Origin of the sequence: Vibrio iocasae, from assembly GCF_042245395.1 — a bacterium.
Classification (GTDB): domain Bacteria; phylum Pseudomonadota; class Gammaproteobacteria; order Enterobacterales; family Vibrionaceae; genus Vibrio; species Vibrio iocasae.
Window position 1 is genome coordinate 1,778,567 of sequence record NZ_CP145311.1, and the last position, 17,162, is coordinate 1,795,728.

Sequence of the window (17,162 nt, forward strand, 5' to 3'; positions counted from 1 at the left end):
ATGGATAACTCCACGCAAAAATCAGCTCGTTCATCTGAGAAACCGTCAAACATTCTCTTTGTTCATTATGGCGATAACTGGATTAGAGGTAGTGAAACTTGTCTTCTGAATCTAGTGAAATCTTTGGATCAAGACAAATTCAGGCCAATCGTCTGGACGAACAACATGTCACTACAGGATAGGCTCCAGGGTATTGCGCCGTGCACATTGTCATCGTTTAGTTTTCTGGCTAACGAACTAACTCCTGATGCCGGATTCTGCGATTGGTTAAAACAGATATCAAACGCAGTAAAACTCATCAGACAACATAATATTGATTTGATACATGTGAATAGCGGTGCTCCGTGTCAATGGATGGTTATTGCCAGTTACCTGACCAAAGTACCGATGGTGACGCAATTACATAGTGATTACAGCTGGAAAGACAGAGTCACTCTGGGCCTTCACATCGCTCCAATGTTGATTACCGTTAGCCGTGCAATCAGTAAAAACTTACGTCGGGAAGGCGTAACCAGCGAAAAGCTCCGTGTCATTTCCAATGGTTGTGCTCAACCTCGAAACAACCACGCTGTGCTTGATGTGAAAAGGAAACTTGGCCTGACTTCATCTGATGTTCTTTTGGTTTCGGTTGGTTCTTTGATACATCGCAAAGGAATGGATACGCTGATTAAAGCAGTTCACTCTTTAAAAGAAGAAACACGCCAATATCACTTACTTATTGTCGGAGAAGGTGAAGAAAGAGCGAATCTGGAAGCGCTTTGCCAGAAACTCGGTATCGAAAATCGCATTCATTTTGTTGGAGAGCAATCAAATGTTTATCAGTGGCTCCGTGGAGGTACTGACATATTTGTAAGCGGTGCCAGAAGTGAAGCCTTTGGGTTAGTGTTTGTAGAGGCAGCTTTTGCTTCTGTTCCAGTCATCGCACCTGAACGTGATGGCATTCCAGAAGTGTTATCAAATAACCACTCAGCACTTCTCTATAATGAAGACACAGAGCTCCCCCACCTAATCAAAAGACTTGCAGACACTCCAAGGCTTCAGCAACGCCTCTCAATAACAGCGAAACAAAACGCAGAGAATGAGTTTTCGATTCAGGCAAATACCCAAGCATTTGAAAGACTGTATATGGAAATACTGAACACCCCTGAAAAAGCGCGGCCTCGTATGGCGTCCCTGCTGCACCCTCTCAGTTACGCCATTTTTGGTGGTGTTCTGCGTCTTCTGAAGAAAAAAATGCGTTCATCTTTTACTATCAGGGAGATAACATCATGAAAATATTACTCTTCTTCCTACTCACATTATTGCCGTTGCGGGTAATATCAGCGCCTTTTGACACCTGTCCAAGCAAAGCCTATTTGTTTCAGGCGACACCTGTACAGGTATATGGGGTCAACTTAGTCACCGGTAACACAACCCTGCTTCAGGGTGATACGGGGTTAAATGCAAACATCAATGGTGTAGGCTTTGATTTCAACAGTCGGTATATCTTTGGGTATGACACTACAAATAGAGCGATAGTCAGGCTGGGAAAAGATTTTCAGGCTGAGACACTGAATACTAACGGCCTACCCACTGACCATACGTTTTTTGTCGGTGATGTATTTGAACAGCATTATTACCTTTACCGAAAAGGGAAAGGACTATTTAAAATAGATCTTCGTCCATTGGATTCAGATCCAAACGCAGTACTTGACGTTGAAAGAATTTCCACTCAAGCGGATATCAATCTAACGGATTTTGCTTTTAACCCTGTCGACAACAAGCTATATGGGACTGATAACGGTTCCGGCTATCTTTATGAGTTTGACACCAACACCGGTAACGCGACTTACGTTGGAGACACTGGTGAAAAAGGCACGTTTGGAGCCGGATATTTTGATGTAAATGGATATTACTATGTGTCCCGAAATCAGGATGGCCAAATATACCGAATAGATTTATCAGACGACTCAGTAATCTCTCAAGGAAATGTTCCTGCTATTAAGTTCGCAGACGGCCCCTACTCTAATCAGAATGATGGAGCTCGTTGTGCCAACGCTCCCGTCATTGATGAAGATTCAAATATAGACTTTGGAGATGCACCAGATAGTTACTCAACTACTCTGGCTTCCAATGGTCCAAGACACGAGTTGGATGGGCTCACATGGTTGGGTGAGAATGAACCTGATGGAGAGCAAGGTGGACTTGTTGCTCCATTGAGCGACGACAACTCCGGCATCGATGATGAATCAGGCGTTACCTTTATCACTTCTATTACTGCAGGCTTGGACGTTGCACTAGATGCACTTGCCTCCACTGAGGGCTACCTTTCTGGCTGGATAGACTGGAACCAGGATGGGGATTTTGCCGATGCGGGAGAACAAATCATTACGGATGAACTTCTGTCCTCCGGAAACAACACTATTTTCATAATTGCAGATGCGGCTGCAATTGAAGGAATTACATGGGCACGTTTCCGTTTCAGCCAGCAACAAGGGTTGTCTTATGATGGTGGCGCTCGTTCTGGTGAAGTAGAAGATTATCAAGTCTACGTAACCGCTGCAGGCTCAACAATAAGGCACTTTCCGTCAGAACAAGAAGCGGCCACAATAGCCTATGAAGACAATTGGCCTCACAAAGCTGACTACGATATGAACGATGTGGTTATCGAGTACCACATCACTGAAATACTCCATGAGAACAGTGTGAAGAAAATTCATATCAGAGGGTCGCTTCTCGCGTACGGTGCCGACTATCACAACGGCTTTGCCGTTCGCCTACAAGGATTATCCAGAGATGCAATAGATCCAATCACTACGCGCCAATATCAAAATGGTGAGTTAGTGGGAAACAGCGGTTTGGAGTCCGATTCCGAAGAAGCAATCTTTATCATTTCTGAAGATCTTAGTTCCGTGAAACAGGGGCAATGCCTCTATTTCCGAACTCAAAACAGTTGCAAGCAGAACCATAGCTTTATGTTCGAGCTACACATTAACCTGATAGAGGATGCGGAGAGTTCTGCGCTGATAGCAATGCCTTATGATCCTTTCATTTTTGCAACACCTGGGTATTACCACGGCGAGCAACTGCCATTTCAACCCGGACGCAGCTGGGAGCTACATTTACCAGATCATTCACCAACAGAGAAGTTTAATCATGCTGAGATGTGGGGACTGGGGATAGATGCAAGTAACACTTCGGAGGATACCTACTTTAAAACCAGTAATAACTTACCTTGGGCAATTTTAATTCCCGGAACCTGGAAATGGCCGGAAGAGAGAGTTGATTTACTTACAAGCTACCCTAGGTTTGCCACTTTTGCTGAAAGCGCCGGGCAAAATGGAAAAGATTGGTATCGCCTAAAACATGCAAATCAGTCTAAAACATATAACCCATAGGAGAACAGACATGAAATCGATGATGATACTTAGTCTATTATGCCTACTCACAGCCTGTGGTGGTGGAGGTGACTCTGGCGATACAAGTACTCCTGAGACAGCCCCTGATTCTTCTCCGGACAACGCATCAGACTCGACTCCGGATTCTGGAGTTAGTCCCGACGCTTTAGCAGAAGTGAGTTCGGTAACAATGGAAGAGTTGGTGATTCCCGATGGATTTAGCTTTGACACGCTAGAAACAAGGATATTAACCGTCGACCTGTCCGAATATTCTGGAGAGCGTAGCTTTATCTCACTCTATGCAGAGTATGATAGCAGCACTCTAAAACCGGTGTATCGCAGTAAGATCATTACGGCAGAACTTGTTGGTGGTGAAACAACTATTAGCTTCACTCTAAATGACGATGAGTTACCTATCGTCGCTGAAGTGTATGGGTTAACTAGCCGAACGGCATCTCAAAAGCTTATAACTTTTGCTTCAAACAGTGAGCTCTGGCAAGAGTAACTCTCCGATTAGATTATTTTCTGACAAAACAAAAAACCAGCGTCTCCGCTGGTTTTTTTAAGTCTTCGACTGGAATAACTTAAAGCGAGTGTTAAATAGTAAATCTATTCACAATATCTACGAGTTTTTCGTTGATCTTGCTGATGTTTTCCACATCTGACAGCGCTTCCTGACCATTACTCTCTATTCTGGTAACGATGTTACCAATCGCTACCATGTTTTGGCTGACTTCATTGGTGACACTGCTTTGCTGTTCCGCAGCAGTTGCTACTTGAGCACTCAGGCTATTAATTTTATCGACAAAGTTGTTCATTGTTACAAGGCTTACGGCAACTTCTCCTGCGTTGCCAGCCGTGTCTTCACAACGAAGTTTTGTTACCTTCATTGACTCAACAACATTATTTGATTTATCCATTAAACTACTCAATGCTGACTCAACTTCAGATGTACTATCTTTGGTTCTGCTCGCTAAATTTCGAACTTCATCTGCTACCACAGCGAAGCCGCGACCTTGTTCCCCTGCTCTCGCGGCTTCAATTGCAGCGTTAAGTGCCAATAGATTAGTTTGCTCAGCAATGTCTCCAATGACATTTAAGATACTGTTTATATTCTCAGTTTCAGAATTCATTTGTTGGACGTTTTCAGAAGAAACTGTTACTTCTGAAATCAATGACTCTACCGTAGATTGAGCAACTTCGACGGTTTGTTGTGACTGAACACTGGTATCATTCGCTTGTTGCGTAATTTGGGCGGTATAGCTGATATCTGACGCCATCGATTCTGCAGCTGAGTTTAGCTCTTCAATAGCAGCCACAACCTGTTCTGTTTCGCATACGTGTCGCTGTAGGTGTTCAGCATTATCTGAGGATCTCAGGCTTAATTGAGAGATGTTCTCCTGCATCTGAATGGACGATTGCCTAATTTCGTTCATCATTTCCTGAAAATTAGAAATGAACTGATTCACTCCTTGTGCAATCTCAGCAAGATCGTCTTTACCATTTATTTCGAGTCGTTGAGTAAGATCTATCTGACCTCGAGACAATCCATTAATGGTTTGCTTCAACAAAGGTATTGGACGATACACATAATGCAAAACGACCGAGTAAATTACGATAGACAGCACCAGAGCGACCAAAGTCGTTAGTATTGCGAAGTTTCTTGCGTCATCCAATTTGGAAAATGCAATAGATTTGTCCAGTTCAATCGCAATATACCAGGCGATATTCCCAATGATAATTTTATGTGAAAACAGAGTCTTATCACCATTGCTAGAAGTGTATTCTATTATGTTTTCGTTGCTGCCAATGATTTGTTGAGCAACCTCTGCGAATGTAGCTTGATCGGTTAAGGTATTCGTCGCTTCAATTTGTGGATGATTAGACGCTAATACCGCACTGTTTTGATCAAGAATAAAAGCATAAGCGCCTTCAATATCGATGGAGCTAACAATGTCATTCAATCTATCAAGTGTGATGTCCGCTATCAGAGCACCGTTAGGAATCTTTTCGGCAACGCTAACCATGGTTGTGTTAGTCGTATGATCCACATAGATGTCAGTATAGAAAACACCGTTAGCTTTCTGAGCATCTTTATACCAAAAGCTTTCTGCAGGTTTGTAACTTTGAGGGGCAACACCATTGTCCCAACCTTCCACGTTCAAATCGTTTGTATAGGCACTATTGTCACTGTATCCCACAGTGAGTATCTCTATGCCACTAGCTCGACTATAGGAGGTAAGTCTTTCTACATCACCTCCAGCATAATCCGGATTGCGTCTATAATCATCGGCCATCCCGGCAACTGATACGCCGATGTTGTTCATAAAAGTATGAACTTCACCACTTTCAGATTTGGCTCTCTTAGATGTAGAGTCAGAGATGGTTTCCTTCAGCGTATTGTATTCACTTTTGTAAGATACGTAATTAACGATACCTACAGATAGTGTGATCAGAATTGAAGTTGAGATAAGGAGAGATTTCTTAAAGCCAAGCTGCATAAGGTTACCGCCAGAAATTTTATACAAGTTTGAAGCAATATTCTTAGGCAGGCGCCTTTATTGCTATCTAATTTCAGCGATTCTACTCATTATGGCGTATTAAACTGTTACTAATATCTCAATTAGTCAATAAGTTACATTAATGTATTGATAAGTTGATCAGAACGGAATATCGATGTTAAAAAGCATGATATTGAGAGTCAGGACTGTGAAGTGGAAGTGATAATTTGTTATTTCCTATACTCCTCTAATATATTTTTAAGCTCATCAATACGTATTGGTTTGGTAATGAAGCCATTCATTCCTGCTTTTAAACACTTTTCTTTGTCACTTTCCAGGGCATGCGCTGTTAACGCAATAATCGGAGTATTGACCGACTTTCTTCTGAGTAACTCTGTTGCCTTCAACCCATCCATAATGGGCATAGATACGTCCATAAAGACTAAATCAAAATATTGATTGGTTTGAGTTTGATCCAGTAATAAGTTTACCGCCTCTCTTCCGTCACAGGCGAGTTTTACTTTATGCCCCAATCTTTCAAGTAACAGTTGAATTACCTTTTGGTTGGTTTTGTTGTCCTCTACTAAGAGAATACTTTTATTTTCAGTACAAGGCATACCTGTATCCGAGCAAGTCTCTTTAGCAACTGAGTTAATTCGAACCACAGGCAGGTCAACTTGAAAAATACTTCCCTGACTTAATCGGCTAGTCACAGATATACTCCCGCCCATTAAATCAATTAAATGCTGAGTGATGGTCAAGCCAAGACCGGTTCCGCCATATTCGCGGGTAATTGAGCTATCTGCTTGTTGAAAGGCATTGAACAAGTATTCAATTTTCTCTTCTGCAATACCAATTCCGGTATCAGCCACTTCGATTCGAATTTTATCCTTTTCGATCATTGCTATAGTGATATCAACCGAACCGTTAGACGTGAACTTAACTGCATTACCCACCAGATTAAATAACACCTGTGTCAATCTTACTGGATCGATATGAATATGCTCGGGTATCTCAGACCCTATAGTTAAGTTAAGAGACACGCCTTTTTTGCTCGCATGTGCTCGATGGTGGTCGATACTATTGGAAATCACTTCTGGCAAATTTGCCTGTTGTGCATTCAGCGAAAAATGTCCGGATTCGATTTTTGATAGGTCGAGAATATCGCTGATAAGGACGTTCAGTAGTTCCGCTGACGATTCCATTTTACCGAGCAATTCATATTGAGACGGCGATATTTTGTCACCCTGTAACACATCCACGTAACCAAGAATGGTGTTCAGAGGTGTTCTGATCTCGTGGCTCATCACTGCCAGAAACTCAGATTTAGCATTGCTCGCTTTTAACGCTTGCGCACGGGCTCTTTCGAGCTCAAAAATTTGCGCTTTCTTGTCAGTGATGTCTTTCGCAGAACCTCGGTATCCTTTGTAGGTTCCGTAATCATCGAAATAAGGTTTACCGCTAACACTAATATACCTGTTTCCATCTAACTCTACTTCAATCTCTTCAAATGGTGCTAATTGGCTTGTCGCCACAGCGATAGTATGAAGTCCTCTGGGTTTTGTTACCTTAGCTAAACCATCCAGAATGTTTTCATTAACTTTCACAATTGAAGATCGTGATGAAGTTTGATAACGAATATTTAAGTTGCTATCTGTTTCCCATAACCAGTCCCCTACAGACTGAGCAAAATCAATAAATCGTTGTCGGTTGTCCGCCAACTCTCTTGTTCTTGCAGTCACCAGTTGTTGCAGTTTTTCTTTCTGGTCGATGTCGTGAATAGCTCTTTCGACGAGAGGCATTAATCGGGTTAAGGTGTTTTTAGACTCAGTATTTAGCTGCCCTTTTTTACTCCCTACGAGTACGATGACGGATTCACTGACTTCGGACGATACACCACAAATTAGAGCAGATTGAATAGAGTTCTTTACTCTGGAGTCAAAGCTTTTAAAAAATTCGGTTTGTCCGGGATCAAATAAAACGATGCACTCACCAAGGATCGCTCTGGTGAATTTGGAGTCTTCTTTCCAAACCGTATTTTCAAATAAAGGATTGGTACACAAGAAGGTATTGTAAGATGTTCTGCTATCACTTTTTACGAGAACTAAAGCATTGTCGAAATGAATGTACTTCTTGAGTACTTTAAGAAGAGCGTTGAATATTTGATGTCTGTTTTCTGCACCACTTAAAGAAGTAATAGCAGAGAGAACCGCATCACTTTCCTCAGCGAGTTTCCGCTCTCGGTAACGACTTTTTTCTAACTCTACCAGTGCTTCCTGAAGCTCTTCGTTTTTAAAATCATTCATAGTGGTTTGCTTTAGAATAGAAAATGGCCGAGGAAACCATCAAATTCCCATGAGCATTCTCTCCGTTGATAAAACAACCTTGCTCTCCAAAGGTAAATGGGCAGATAAAGGGGTGATTTCCGTATGCTTTTGCCATTGATTCATACACCTTATCGGCCTTATCCAGGATGATACTCATAGAGCCCGCACAAAAAATGTTTACTCCTCCGAATAAAGAGATATCGGTTGGGTGAGCATTAATGGCTGATTGAGTCACCATGCCGGCCCTTTTTATCAGTTGCTCTTTACCGCCAGCCAAAAGGTGCACACGATCACCTTCATCTATGTTAGTAAACAGAGGTATGCCGTCAGGAGTAATATCTAATGGATGGGAGAGCTTAAAATACGGAGACCCAAAAACTTCTCCGGCAACCCTTCCCAGAGGATAGATCGCTGTTAGTTTTTTATAGTCCCCCTCTTCTACCACCTTAGAAAAATGCGCTTTTACCCAGTTGGAATAGACATCACTTGCATTTTCGCCATCGATTTCTAGTAGTGTTCGACCACTGGTTTTAGTGGCAATGCCTTGAAAGTCGGTTGGAAAATGGCCAGAACTAAACGCGGTTGAAGATTGCACTGAGGAATAGAGTACCGAAACAGACAATCCAGAATGGCTGTATTGGTTATCACAAAGGATGCTCCATTTGTTTTCCAGATTATTATCTGCTGCCGAGCCACCGATAAGGTTAACGTTTCCTCCAAGTCTGCTTTCAATCGATTCAACCAGACCCTCTTCGTGACCAATAGTCGAGTGAAGAATCACGAGACTTGGCAATTCTCCTATTCTATTTGCTTGTTCAATGGCTCTATCTAATGTTTTTTGCGCTAACTCTGATATGTCTTGCTGTGAACACTCTTTCGCTGGGAAGTGTTCTAACGCACTACCAAATCCAGCTAATTGAGAGTTATCGAAAAAGGCAAGAATTGCGACAACAGGGCCTTCGTGGTACCCCTCATCCGTTACAACACCCTGGAAGGAGCTACAACCTTGGATTATGGATTCTGAAAACGTGCCAGACAACGCACTAGAAAGGAGAGGAACAGAATACTCCTCCGTGTAATAACAAACGATGAATGCAGGTCGATCTGAACCTAGCTTCTTCGCTATTTCTGCTACCGCTTCTGATTCACTTCTATTGTGACTAAAACAAGAGTGGAGCTGCATAATCGTAAAACCAATATATCCTTTATCGGTGGACACTCAAAAGAGTTGTAGCGATATAGTATATAACACTGTAATTGATGGAAAGTTCAAATTATTGATTAAGGTTAACTATGATGCTTTCTGCAGTATTTTCATCTTTGATTTTCAACTGAGCCATATTACTTTGCAGTAGGATCGTTAAAGATCCTTGTTGCTGCATCAGAAGTCCCTCTCCTTTTGTTAACTCAACATTAAGCTTTAGATCACCACTAACTTTAGACTTGTACTCTTTTAAATCTTCATTCCAAATGAACTCCAATTGATGTCCATCAATGTGGCTAATGCATGCTTTTTGGGGAGTACAGTCTACAACCGTCTGAAAGTGCACAAAAGTTCGCCAAAAGAAAGCTGTAATTAAGACAATCATCATGATTAATATATGTACTAATCGCTGTTTTGTTAGTCGTTCGGCTGCCATTTTTATATCCGTGATGCAACAAGCTTCAAAGTTTTAGAAATAAATGTTCTAACAATCAAAAAATTAGAGGTTAACTCATTGTCATTAAAATGTTAAATCCATTATCATTGTGAGGAATATGTTATTTATCCTAAGGGAAATTACAGGAAATTCTAACTCATCAGCGCATATTCCTGTAATTCCTAAAATAGCATTCTGACATTGAAGTCGTTTAATAAGTAAAGTAGTCAATCATAAACTGGAAGCATGATAATGAGCCAAGTAAATCAGCTTGAGCACAATTACAACTATACCGTCGTACGTCAATTCACCCTGGTAACAATACTATGGGGAATTGTAGGTATGGCCGTTGGTGTTCTTATTGCTGCTCAACTCGTCTGGCCACAGCTAAATTTCGATACGCCGTGGCTTACATATAGTCGTTTACGCCCGCTTCATACGAACGCGGTTATTTTTGCATTTGGTACCAGTGCACTGTTCGCAACCTCTTATTACGTTGTGCAGCGTACATGTCAAACGCGCTTGTTTGGTGGAGTTTTAGTCCCGTTCACATTTTGGGGATGGCAGGCGATTATTCTCTCTGCAGCCATCACACTACCTTTGGGATATTCAACAGCGAAAGAATATGCAGAGCTTGAGTGGCCTATCGATATCGCAATTGCGGTAGTTTGGGTAGCTTATGCGGTCGTGTTCTTTGGTACGTTAATTAAAAGAAAAACATCTCATATTTATGTAGCAAACTGGTTCTTTGGTGCGTTTATCATCACCGTAGCAGTTCTGCACATCGTTAACAGTGCAGCAATTCCGTTATCTGGTATGAAGTCATATTCAGTATATTCTGGTGCTGTCGATGCCATGGTTCAGTGGTGGTATGGTCACAACGCAGTAGGTTTCCTACTGACTGCAGGTTTCCTAGGTATGATGTACTACTTCGTACCTAAGCAGGCTGAACGTCCTGTCTACTCTTACCGTCTGTCTATCGTGCACTTCTGGGCGCTTGTTTCTCTATACATTTGGGCCGGCCCTCACCACTTGCACTACACTGCGCTTCCAGACTGGACACAGTCACTGGGTATGGTGATGTCTTTGGTACTATTTGCACCGTCATGGGGTGGTATGATCAACGGTATCATGACACTTTCTGGTGCATGGCATAAACTTCGCTACGACCCTATTCTACGTTTCCTAATTGTTTCGCTTTCTTTCTACGGTATGTCGACCTTTGAAGGTCCGATGATGTCGATTAAGACCGTTAACGCCCTGTCGCACTACACAGACTGGACGATTGGTCACGTACACTCTGGTGCACTTGGTTGGGTAGCGATGGTTTCAATTGGTTCTGTATACCATCTGATTCCAAAACTGTTTGGTCAGGAAAGAATGTACTCTGTAAGCCTTATTAACGTTCACTTCTGGCTTGCTACAATTGGTACGGTTCTTTATATCGTTGCTATGTGGATCTCTGGTGTAATGCAAGGCCTTATGTGGCGCGCAGTAAACGCAGACGGAACACTAACATACAGTTTCGTTGAATCTGTACAAGCTTCTTACCCGTTCTACACAGTTCGCTTTATCGGTGGATTAATCTTCCTGTCCGGTATGTTCCTGATGGCTTATAACGCATATAAGACCATTAAAGCACCTAAAGATAGCCTTAAAGCTATCGAACAACCGGTATAAGGAGGTTATAGAATGAGTTCCAATTCAAATAATCGCCATGAAATTGTCGAGAAAAACGTTGGTTTGCTGGCCATTCTTATTGTTGTAGCCATCAGCTTCGGTGCATTAGTAGAAATTGTTCCGCTAATGTTCCAAAAACAAACGAATGAACCGGTTGAAAACCTAAGACCTTACACAGCGCTTGAAATGGAAGGCCGTGATGTATATATCCGTGAAGGATGTAATACTTGTCACAGCCAGATGATTCGTCCTTTCCGTGCTGAAACAGAGCGTTACGGTCACTACTCAGTAGCTGGCGAATCTGTATGGGAACACCCATTCCTATGGGGTTCTAAGCGTACAGGTCCAGATCTAGCTCGTGTAGGCGGACGTTACTCTGATGAATGGCACCGCGTGCACCTAATCGACCCACGTGCGCTTGTTCCTGAATCAAATATGCCTGGTTTCCCTTGGCTCGAAGAGAATGTTCTTGATGGTGAATTAACGCCTAAGAAACTTCAGTTGTTCCGCGATCAGTTTGGCGTTCCATACACTGATGAGCAAATTGCAAATGCTAAGAAAGATGTTGAAGGCAAAACAGAAATGGATGCTCTGATTGCTTATCTTCAGTCTCTTGGTCATGCGATGAAGTAAGGAGAATAGATATGGATATTGGTACGTTCCACGGTCTTTGGACTCTTACTTTATTTATTAGCTTCCTTGGTGTGGTTTGGTGGGCTTACGGTAAGAGCCGTAAATCCCGTTTCGATGAAGATGCGAATCTTGTCTTCGCTGATGAACCACCAAAACCTGAAAAATCAGAACAAGGAGTGAACAAATAATGACAACTTTCTGGAGTCTATGGATTATTTTATTAACGCTCATCACTCTGGTTGGCTGTGCGGTCATTCTGGTTTGGTGTCTACGCGATAATATGGGCGTTCCTGACGGTGAAGATATGGGACATGAATACGATGGTATTCGTGAACTCAACAGTCCACTACCAAAATGGTGGAGCTATCTTTTTGTCGGAACATTTATTTTTGCTGCTATTTATCTGGCGCTATATCCTGGCATGGGTAACTTTAAAGGTTTCCTTGGCTGGACTAGCTCGGATCAGACAGTGACAACGCTTGCACAGTCAAAAACTTCGATTGCTGACTCTCAGAGCAACAAACAGCTCGATCAGTATGCTCGTGAGTTAGGCGAAGCCGAAGAGTACTTTGGTGAAGCATTTAAACGTCTGGCATACAAAGAAGATGGCAGTGGCTTCCGCTCTATCCCTGAGATTGCTCAGAACGAAGATGCAATCAAGGTAGGTCAGCGTTTGTTCTTACAGAACTGTTCACAATGTCACGGTTCTGATGCACGCGGTCAGAAAGGTTTCCCTAACCTTGTTGACGATGCATGGCTATATGGTGGTGAACCTGAAGCGATTCTGACAACCATTATGGATGGTCGTATCGGTCAGATGCCACCGTGGCAGGCAGCACTTGGCGATGATGGTATTCGCGAAGTGGTTACCTATACACTTAGCCTGTCTGGCCGTAAAGTCAACGCTCGTGAAGCTGCGGCTGGTAAGAAACGCTTTGTCGTTTGTGCTGCCTGTCACGGCACAGATGGCAAGGGTAACCCTGCAGTCGGTGCACCGGATCTGACAGACAAATACTGGCTATTTGGTGATTCACGTGCAGAGATCACTGCAACGGTCGCAAACGGTCGTTCTGGTGTAATGCCTGCATGGAAAGACATTCTGGGTGAAGACAAAGTACAGCTAGTTGCTGCTTATGTCTGGAACCTAAGAAACGCTGAGAAATAATCAAACTTAAGCCCCATAACATGGGGCTTTTCTTGATCTGTTCCTAATTTTTATATTTATTGTTTTTTTAAGCCCAATATTTAACATGAATCAATGTTAAATTCATAACTCTTTCAGTCGTAGAGATTTTTTATGGTTAAGCCTTGGTATAAACAGTTCTGGCCCTGGTTTCTTATCGCATTGCCTCTTTGTGTTGTTATCGCCAGTTTTACAACACTCGCTATTTTTTCTAAAAATTCCGTTAACCTGGTTGCTGAAGATTATTACAAAAAAGGTAAAGCAATTAATATCGATCTGTCTCGCGTAAACGCAGCGAGCGGACTAAAGATAAAAGCTTCCGTTCATACCGAAGGGAATCAAGTCATTGTTGATTTTGATAAAGGGGAATTAAACCATTACCCTGCCCTGAATGTAATTTTTACCCACCGTACACTCGCTAATCAGGACTTTCATGTCCTGCTTAGTTCAGATGCGAATGGTGTTTATCGCCATACTCTTGAAGAACAAATTACTGGTCCTTGGTTTGTAGAGTTAGAACCTCACACTAAAGAGTGGCTTGTACAGGGAAAAGTAACATTCCCATCATCTACGCCTACAGCACTTTCTAAATAACAAACGCAGGGATATTCTATGTCAAAGAGCTGTTATCACTGCGGTGAACCGGTTCCCGATAACACGCATTTTCATATTGAAATACTAGGCGAAGTTCGGGAGATGTGTTGCCCTGGATGCTTTGCTGTAGCAGAAACCATCGTAAATAGTGGACTGGTTAGTTACTACCAATATCGAACGGAACTTGCAGACAAAGCAGACCTTGTGCCCGAACAACTGCAAGCGCTGGTCAACTATGATAATGAAGAGGTTCAGTCGGAGTTTGTTCGCAAATCCGATAATCAATCCGAAGTGACACTGTCATTAGAGGGTGTTACTTGTGCTGCTTGCGCCTGGCTAATTGAAAAGCAGATGAATGATAAGCCAGGTGTCGATTCAATCCGAGTAAATACAACCACTAACCGTGCCATCCTTCGTTGGGATAACACGCAAGCAAAACTGAGTGAACTCCTCTCTTCTATTCATCACTTGGGATATAAAGCAGCACCTTTTGAGGCCGATGCCTACGAGGCTTCCTACCAGCAGTCCATGAAACAATACCTTTACCGCCTTGGTGTTGCTGGCATAGCTACAATGCAAGTAATGATGCTTGCTGTCGCCCTCTATTTTGAAATGTTTAGCGATCTTGACGCAGAGTTTAAGCAGTATTTTAGGATTGTTAGCCTGATTTTTGCTACTCCTGTTCTCTTATATTCTGCTCTACCGTTTTACCTAAATGCATGGCGAAGCATTCGAGGCCGTACTTTAGGCATGGATGTCCCGGTATCTATCGCATTAATATTTGCCTATATAGCAAGCTTTGTAGCCGTTGTTGGTGAAAAAGGTGAGGTGTTTTTCGAGTCGATCTCAATGTTCACTTTCTTTTTGCTACTTGGCCGCTTTCTCGAAATGCGAGCGAGACGTAAAGCCGCAGCAGCCAGTGCCAACCTTCTGAAGCTGATCCCTGCAATGGCGACAAAGATCGATGGTTCTCAGGTACCGGTGAAGACCCTTAAAAAAGGAGACAAGATACGCGTTCTTCCTGGCGAACATATCTCCGCAGATGGCGTTGTTCAGAAAGGCCGTATTCATGTAGACGAGTCAATGTTAACCGGAGAATCCATCCCTGTAGTAAAGAGCGTTGGTGATCAGGTCTATGCTGGTACTTTGAACACGGATGAATCTTTTGAGCTGGAAGTGACTCAAAGTAAAGCAGAGTCCATGTTGTCCAACATTGTACGCCTTCAGGATGAAGCTCAGCTATCAAAACCTAAGGTTGCAGAAATTGCAGATATCGTCGCAAGGTACTTTGTTGCTGCGATTCTGATTATTGCAGCAGCAACCTGGTTCTACTGGCAGCAAAACAAACCAGAAGACGCTTTCTGGATCATGCTTGCTGTGCTGGTAGCCACTTGCCCTTGTGCCCTCTCGCTAGCGACTCCGACCGCCATTACTTGTGCTACCTCCAGACTTGGTGATCTCGGTATTTTGCTTAGAAAAAATCATGTGTTTGAAACGCTTTGTAAGGTAAACCATCTTGTCATAGACAAAACAGGAACCCTAACCGAAGGAAAAATAGAGATCGATTCGGTCGAAGTATTCAATGGCTTTGATGAATCACTGGCGTGCGCTATAGCTGCTACAATGGAAAAACACGCGAATCACCCCATAGCAAAAGCGTTCAATAAGTTTGATACACTCGATGTTGACGTTGATAGTGCTAAAAACATTATCGGGTCCGGAGTCAGTGCGAACTGGAATCAAAAGGAATGCCGTATTGGTAATGCTCGTTTTGTTTTATCTAACGAACAGATCCGTGATTCAGCATCAGTATACCTGTCCGTCGATGGTGCGCATGTTGCCACTTTCAAATACAGAGACCCTATTCGCAATGAAAGTATCAATTTTATTTCCAAAGTGTCTAACGCAGGTATAAAGACAACGTTATTAACTGGAGATACAGCAGTTAACGCTGAACATGTTGCAAAAGAGATTGGTATCGACTCTGTAGTAGCAGACGCCTCACCTACGGGAAAACTGGATTACTTAAACAGTCTTGAAAGTGACGATATTACTTTGATGGTCGGTGACGGAATTAACGATGCACCAACTCTGGCTGGAGCGCACTTGTCTGTTGCAATGGGTGGAGGCACTGACATAGCAAAAGCATCAGCGGACATGGTTTTGTTAGGTGATAAATTGGATAAATTGTTAGCAGCCCGTCAACTTGCATTGAAAACCCGCAGTATAATCAGACAAAATCTACTTTGGTCTCTTGGATACAATGTTCTTATTTTACCTTTAGCAGTAGCCGGACTCGTTGCCCCTTATATTGCGGTTGTAGGAATGTCTGCCAGCTCAATCATCGTAGTTTCGAACTCTTTAAGGTTGTTAAAACAAAATGGCTAGTCTTTATATTCTCATACCAATTGCAATAGTGTTCGTTTGTCTGGCGGTGGCTGTTTTTATTTGGGCTGTAAAAAGCGAACAATTTGAAGATCTTGAACGTCATGGCTCAAACATCCTGTTCGACGAAGACGATAAAGTAAAAGATAAAGATGATAACTAACGATTGGTTAGGCGCTTTCATGATAGGTGTGCTGGGTTCAGCACACTGCATGGGAATGTGCGGTGGCATCGCATCAGCGATTGGACTTACTTCTGATTCTAATAGCGGGAAAGTATTAACTCCGCTTTTCTATAATACCGGACGACTACTGAGTTATGCTCTGACGGGCGCTATAGTCGGTGGCGTTGTTGCAAGTGCGTCACAGATCGCCACTGATTTTGCAGCACTAAACTGGCTTAGGTTACTTTCAGCCATCGTGATGATTGTTTTAGCACTCTATATTGGTAATTGGTGGCAAGGTTTACTCGCTGTAGAAAAGCTTGGCCAGCATATTTGGAAGTACATTTCTCCGCTTACGACCAGACTTCTACCACTAAAATCACCGGCTCATGCCATTCCGCTCGGGTTCTTGTGGGGTTGGCTACCATGCGGGCTTGTCTATTCAACATTAACCTGGGCAGCAGTCTCAGGAAGTGCTTTAAATGGCGCCATCATCATGCTGGCGTTTGGGGCAGGAACATTACCTGCAATGCTGGCCGTTGGCGTTGGTGCAAGTTATCTGACCAAGATTAAGAACTCTACCCTATTTCGACAAATAGGTGCGGCAATTTTGCTCGCATATGGTGTATTCATCATTACTGAAACAGTACGACTTTTATAACACTTTTGATATCTTTCT

General features: G+C 42.7%; 15 protein-coding genes. 11 read left to right on the forward strand and 4 right to left on the reverse strand.

Annotated features, from left to right (window positions below; all coding sequences use genetic code 11):
* Genes SNR28_RS17865 through SNR28_RS17875 form a run of 3 tightly spaced genes read left to right on the forward strand, consistent with a single transcriptional unit; the run spans position 1 to position 3,882 of the window.
* Positions 1-1,272, forward strand: coding sequence for a glycosyltransferase (locus SNR28_RS17865; RefSeq protein WP_375754016.1), 1,272 nt, complete (start codon positions 1-3; stop codon positions 1,270-1,272).
* Positions 1,269-3,377, forward strand: a complete 2,109-nt coding sequence (locus SNR28_RS17870; RefSeq protein ID WP_375754017.1) for an LruC domain-containing protein — start codon at positions 1,269-1,271, stop codon at positions 3,375-3,377. The genes SNR28_RS17865 and SNR28_RS17870 overlap by 4 nt, the downstream gene beginning before the upstream one ends.
* 10 nt (positions 3,378-3,387) lie before the next feature.
* Positions 3,388-3,882 (forward strand): hypothetical protein, encoded by a 495-nt coding sequence (locus tag SNR28_RS17875; RefSeq protein ID WP_375754018.1) that lies wholly within the window; start codon positions 3,388-3,390, stop codon positions 3,880-3,882.
* 91 nt (positions 3,883-3,973) lie between these two features.
* Here the strand turns inward: SNR28_RS17875 and SNR28_RS17880 are convergent, their stop codons facing one another.
* The 4 genes from SNR28_RS17880 to SNR28_RS17895 form a co-directional block, all read right to left on the reverse strand.
* The gene (locus SNR28_RS17880; protein ID WP_375754019.1) at positions 3,974-5,878 is read right to left on the reverse strand and encodes a methyl-accepting chemotaxis protein; all 1,905 of its coding nucleotides are present in this window, start codon (positions 5,876-5,878) and stop codon (positions 3,974-3,976) included.
* Between the two features lie 230 nt (positions 5,879-6,108).
* Positions 6,109-8,184, reverse strand: a complete 2,076-nt coding sequence (locus SNR28_RS17885; RefSeq protein ID WP_375754020.1) for a response regulator — start codon at positions 8,182-8,184, stop codon at positions 6,109-6,111.
* Complete coding sequence (locus SNR28_RS17890; protein ID WP_375754021.1) at positions 8,177-9,388, reverse strand: FIST signal transduction protein; 1,212 nt, start codon at positions 9,386-9,388, stop codon at positions 8,177-8,179. Before SNR28_RS17890 ends, SNR28_RS17885 begins: the two co-directional genes overlap by 8 nt.
* Positions 9,389-9,479: 91 nt before the next feature.
* Positions 9,480-9,845 carry a hypothetical protein gene (locus SNR28_RS17895; protein ID WP_375754022.1) on the reverse strand — a complete coding sequence of 122 codons (366 nt, stop codon included), beginning with the start codon at positions 9,843-9,845 and terminating at the stop codon, positions 9,480-9,482.
* A gap of 252 nt (positions 9,846-10,097) precedes the next feature.
* On the opposite strand from SNR28_RS17895, the gene ccoN reads away from it, so the two are divergent.
* The 8 genes from ccoN to SNR28_RS17935 all read left to right on the forward strand — a co-directional run bounded on the left by ccoN (position 10,098) and on the right by SNR28_RS17935 (position 17,144).
* Positions 10,098-11,525, forward strand: coding sequence for a cytochrome-c oxidase, cbb3-type subunit I (gene ccoN / locus SNR28_RS17900; protein ID WP_375754023.1), 1,428 nt, complete (start codon positions 10,098-10,100; stop codon positions 11,523-11,525).
* A gap of 12 nt (positions 11,526-11,537) precedes the next feature.
* Positions 11,538-12,158, forward strand: coding sequence for a cytochrome-c oxidase, cbb3-type subunit II (ccoO, locus tag SNR28_RS17905; protein WP_375754024.1), 621 nt, complete (start codon positions 11,538-11,540; stop codon positions 12,156-12,158).
* Positions 12,159-12,169: 11 nt separating this feature from the next.
* Positions 12,170-12,346, forward strand: a complete 177-nt coding sequence (locus SNR28_RS17910) for a cbb3-type cytochrome oxidase subunit 3 (protein ID WP_375754025.1) — start codon at positions 12,170-12,172, stop codon at positions 12,344-12,346.
* Positions 12,346-13,323: a cytochrome-c oxidase, cbb3-type subunit III gene (gene ccoP, locus SNR28_RS17915; RefSeq protein ID WP_375754026.1), complete on the forward strand. Its 978-nt coding sequence runs from the start codon at positions 12,346-12,348 to the stop codon at positions 13,321-13,323. The genes SNR28_RS17910 and ccoP overlap by 1 nt, the downstream gene beginning before the upstream one ends.
* Before the next feature lie 132 nt (positions 13,324-13,455).
* Positions 13,456-13,935 carry a FixH family protein gene (locus SNR28_RS17920; protein WP_375754027.1) on the forward strand — a complete coding sequence of 160 codons (480 nt, stop codon included), beginning with the start codon at positions 13,456-13,458 and terminating at the stop codon, positions 13,933-13,935.
* A gap of 18 nt (positions 13,936-13,953) precedes the next feature.
* A complete protein-coding gene (locus SNR28_RS17925; RefSeq protein WP_375754028.1) occupies positions 13,954-16,323 on the forward strand; it encodes a heavy metal translocating P-type ATPase in 2,370 nt (789 codons plus the stop codon).
* Entirely contained in the window at positions 16,316-16,483 is a 168-nt protein-coding gene (gene ccoS / locus SNR28_RS17930; RefSeq protein WP_375754029.1) for a cbb3-type cytochrome oxidase assembly protein CcoS, read from the forward strand. The genes SNR28_RS17925 and ccoS overlap by 8 nt, the downstream gene beginning before the upstream one ends.
* On the forward strand, positions 16,476-17,144 hold the full coding sequence (locus SNR28_RS17935; RefSeq protein ID WP_375754114.1) for a sulfite exporter TauE/SafE family protein: 669 nt from the start codon (positions 16,476-16,478) through the stop codon (positions 17,142-17,144). The genes ccoS and SNR28_RS17935 overlap by 8 nt, the downstream gene beginning before the upstream one ends.
* Positions 17,145-17,162: the final 18 nt, after the last annotated feature.

What these genes read in the sequence shown, in the direction of transcription:
- SNR28_RS17875 (WP_375754018.1), top strand. Translation starts at nt 3,388, where the DNA reads ATGAAATCGATGATGATACTTAGTCTATTATGCCTACTCACAGCCTGT.
- SNR28_RS17920 (WP_375754027.1), top strand. Translation starts at nt 13,456, where the DNA reads ATGGTTAAGCCTTGGTATAAACAGTTCTGGCCCTGGTTTCTTATCGCA.
- SNR28_RS17870 (WP_375754017.1), top strand. Translation starts at nt 1,269, where the DNA reads ATGAAAATATTACTCTTCTTCCTACTCACATTATTGCCGTTGCGGGTA.
- SNR28_RS17885 (WP_375754020.1), bottom strand. Translation starts at nt 8,184, where the DNA reads ATGAATGATTTTAAAAACGAAGAGCTTCAGGAAGCACTGGTAGAGTTA.
- ccoS (WP_375754029.1), top strand. Translation starts at nt 16,316, where the DNA reads ATGGCTAGTCTTTATATTCTCATACCAATTGCAATAGTGTTCGTTTGT.
- SNR28_RS17925 (WP_375754028.1), top strand. Translation starts at nt 13,954, where the DNA reads ATGTCAAAGAGCTGTTATCACTGCGGTGAACCGGTTCCCGATAACACG.
- ccoP (WP_375754026.1), top strand. Translation starts at nt 12,346, where the DNA reads ATGACAACTTTCTGGAGTCTATGGATTATTTTATTAACGCTCATCACT.
- SNR28_RS17895 (WP_375754022.1), bottom strand. Translation starts at nt 9,845, where the DNA reads ATGGCAGCCGAACGACTAACAAAACAGCGATTAGTACATATATTAATC.
- ccoN (WP_375754023.1), top strand. Translation starts at nt 10,098, where the DNA reads ATGAGCCAAGTAAATCAGCTTGAGCACAATTACAACTATACCGTCGTA.
- ccoO (WP_375754024.1), top strand. Translation starts at nt 11,538, where the DNA reads ATGAGTTCCAATTCAAATAATCGCCATGAAATTGTCGAGAAAAACGTT.
- SNR28_RS17880 (WP_375754019.1), bottom strand. Translation starts at nt 5,878, where the DNA reads ATGCAGCTTGGCTTTAAGAAATCTCTCCTTATCTCAACTTCAATTCTG.
- SNR28_RS17865 (WP_375754016.1), top strand. Translation starts at nt 1, where the DNA reads ATGGATAACTCCACGCAAAAATCAGCTCGTTCATCTGAGAAACCGTCA.
- SNR28_RS17890 (WP_375754021.1), bottom strand. Translation starts at nt 9,388, where the DNA reads ATGCAGCTCCACTCTTGTTTTAGTCACAATAGAAGTGAATCAGAAGCG.
- SNR28_RS17910 (WP_375754025.1), top strand. Translation starts at nt 12,170, where the DNA reads ATGGATATTGGTACGTTCCACGGTCTTTGGACTCTTACTTTATTTATT.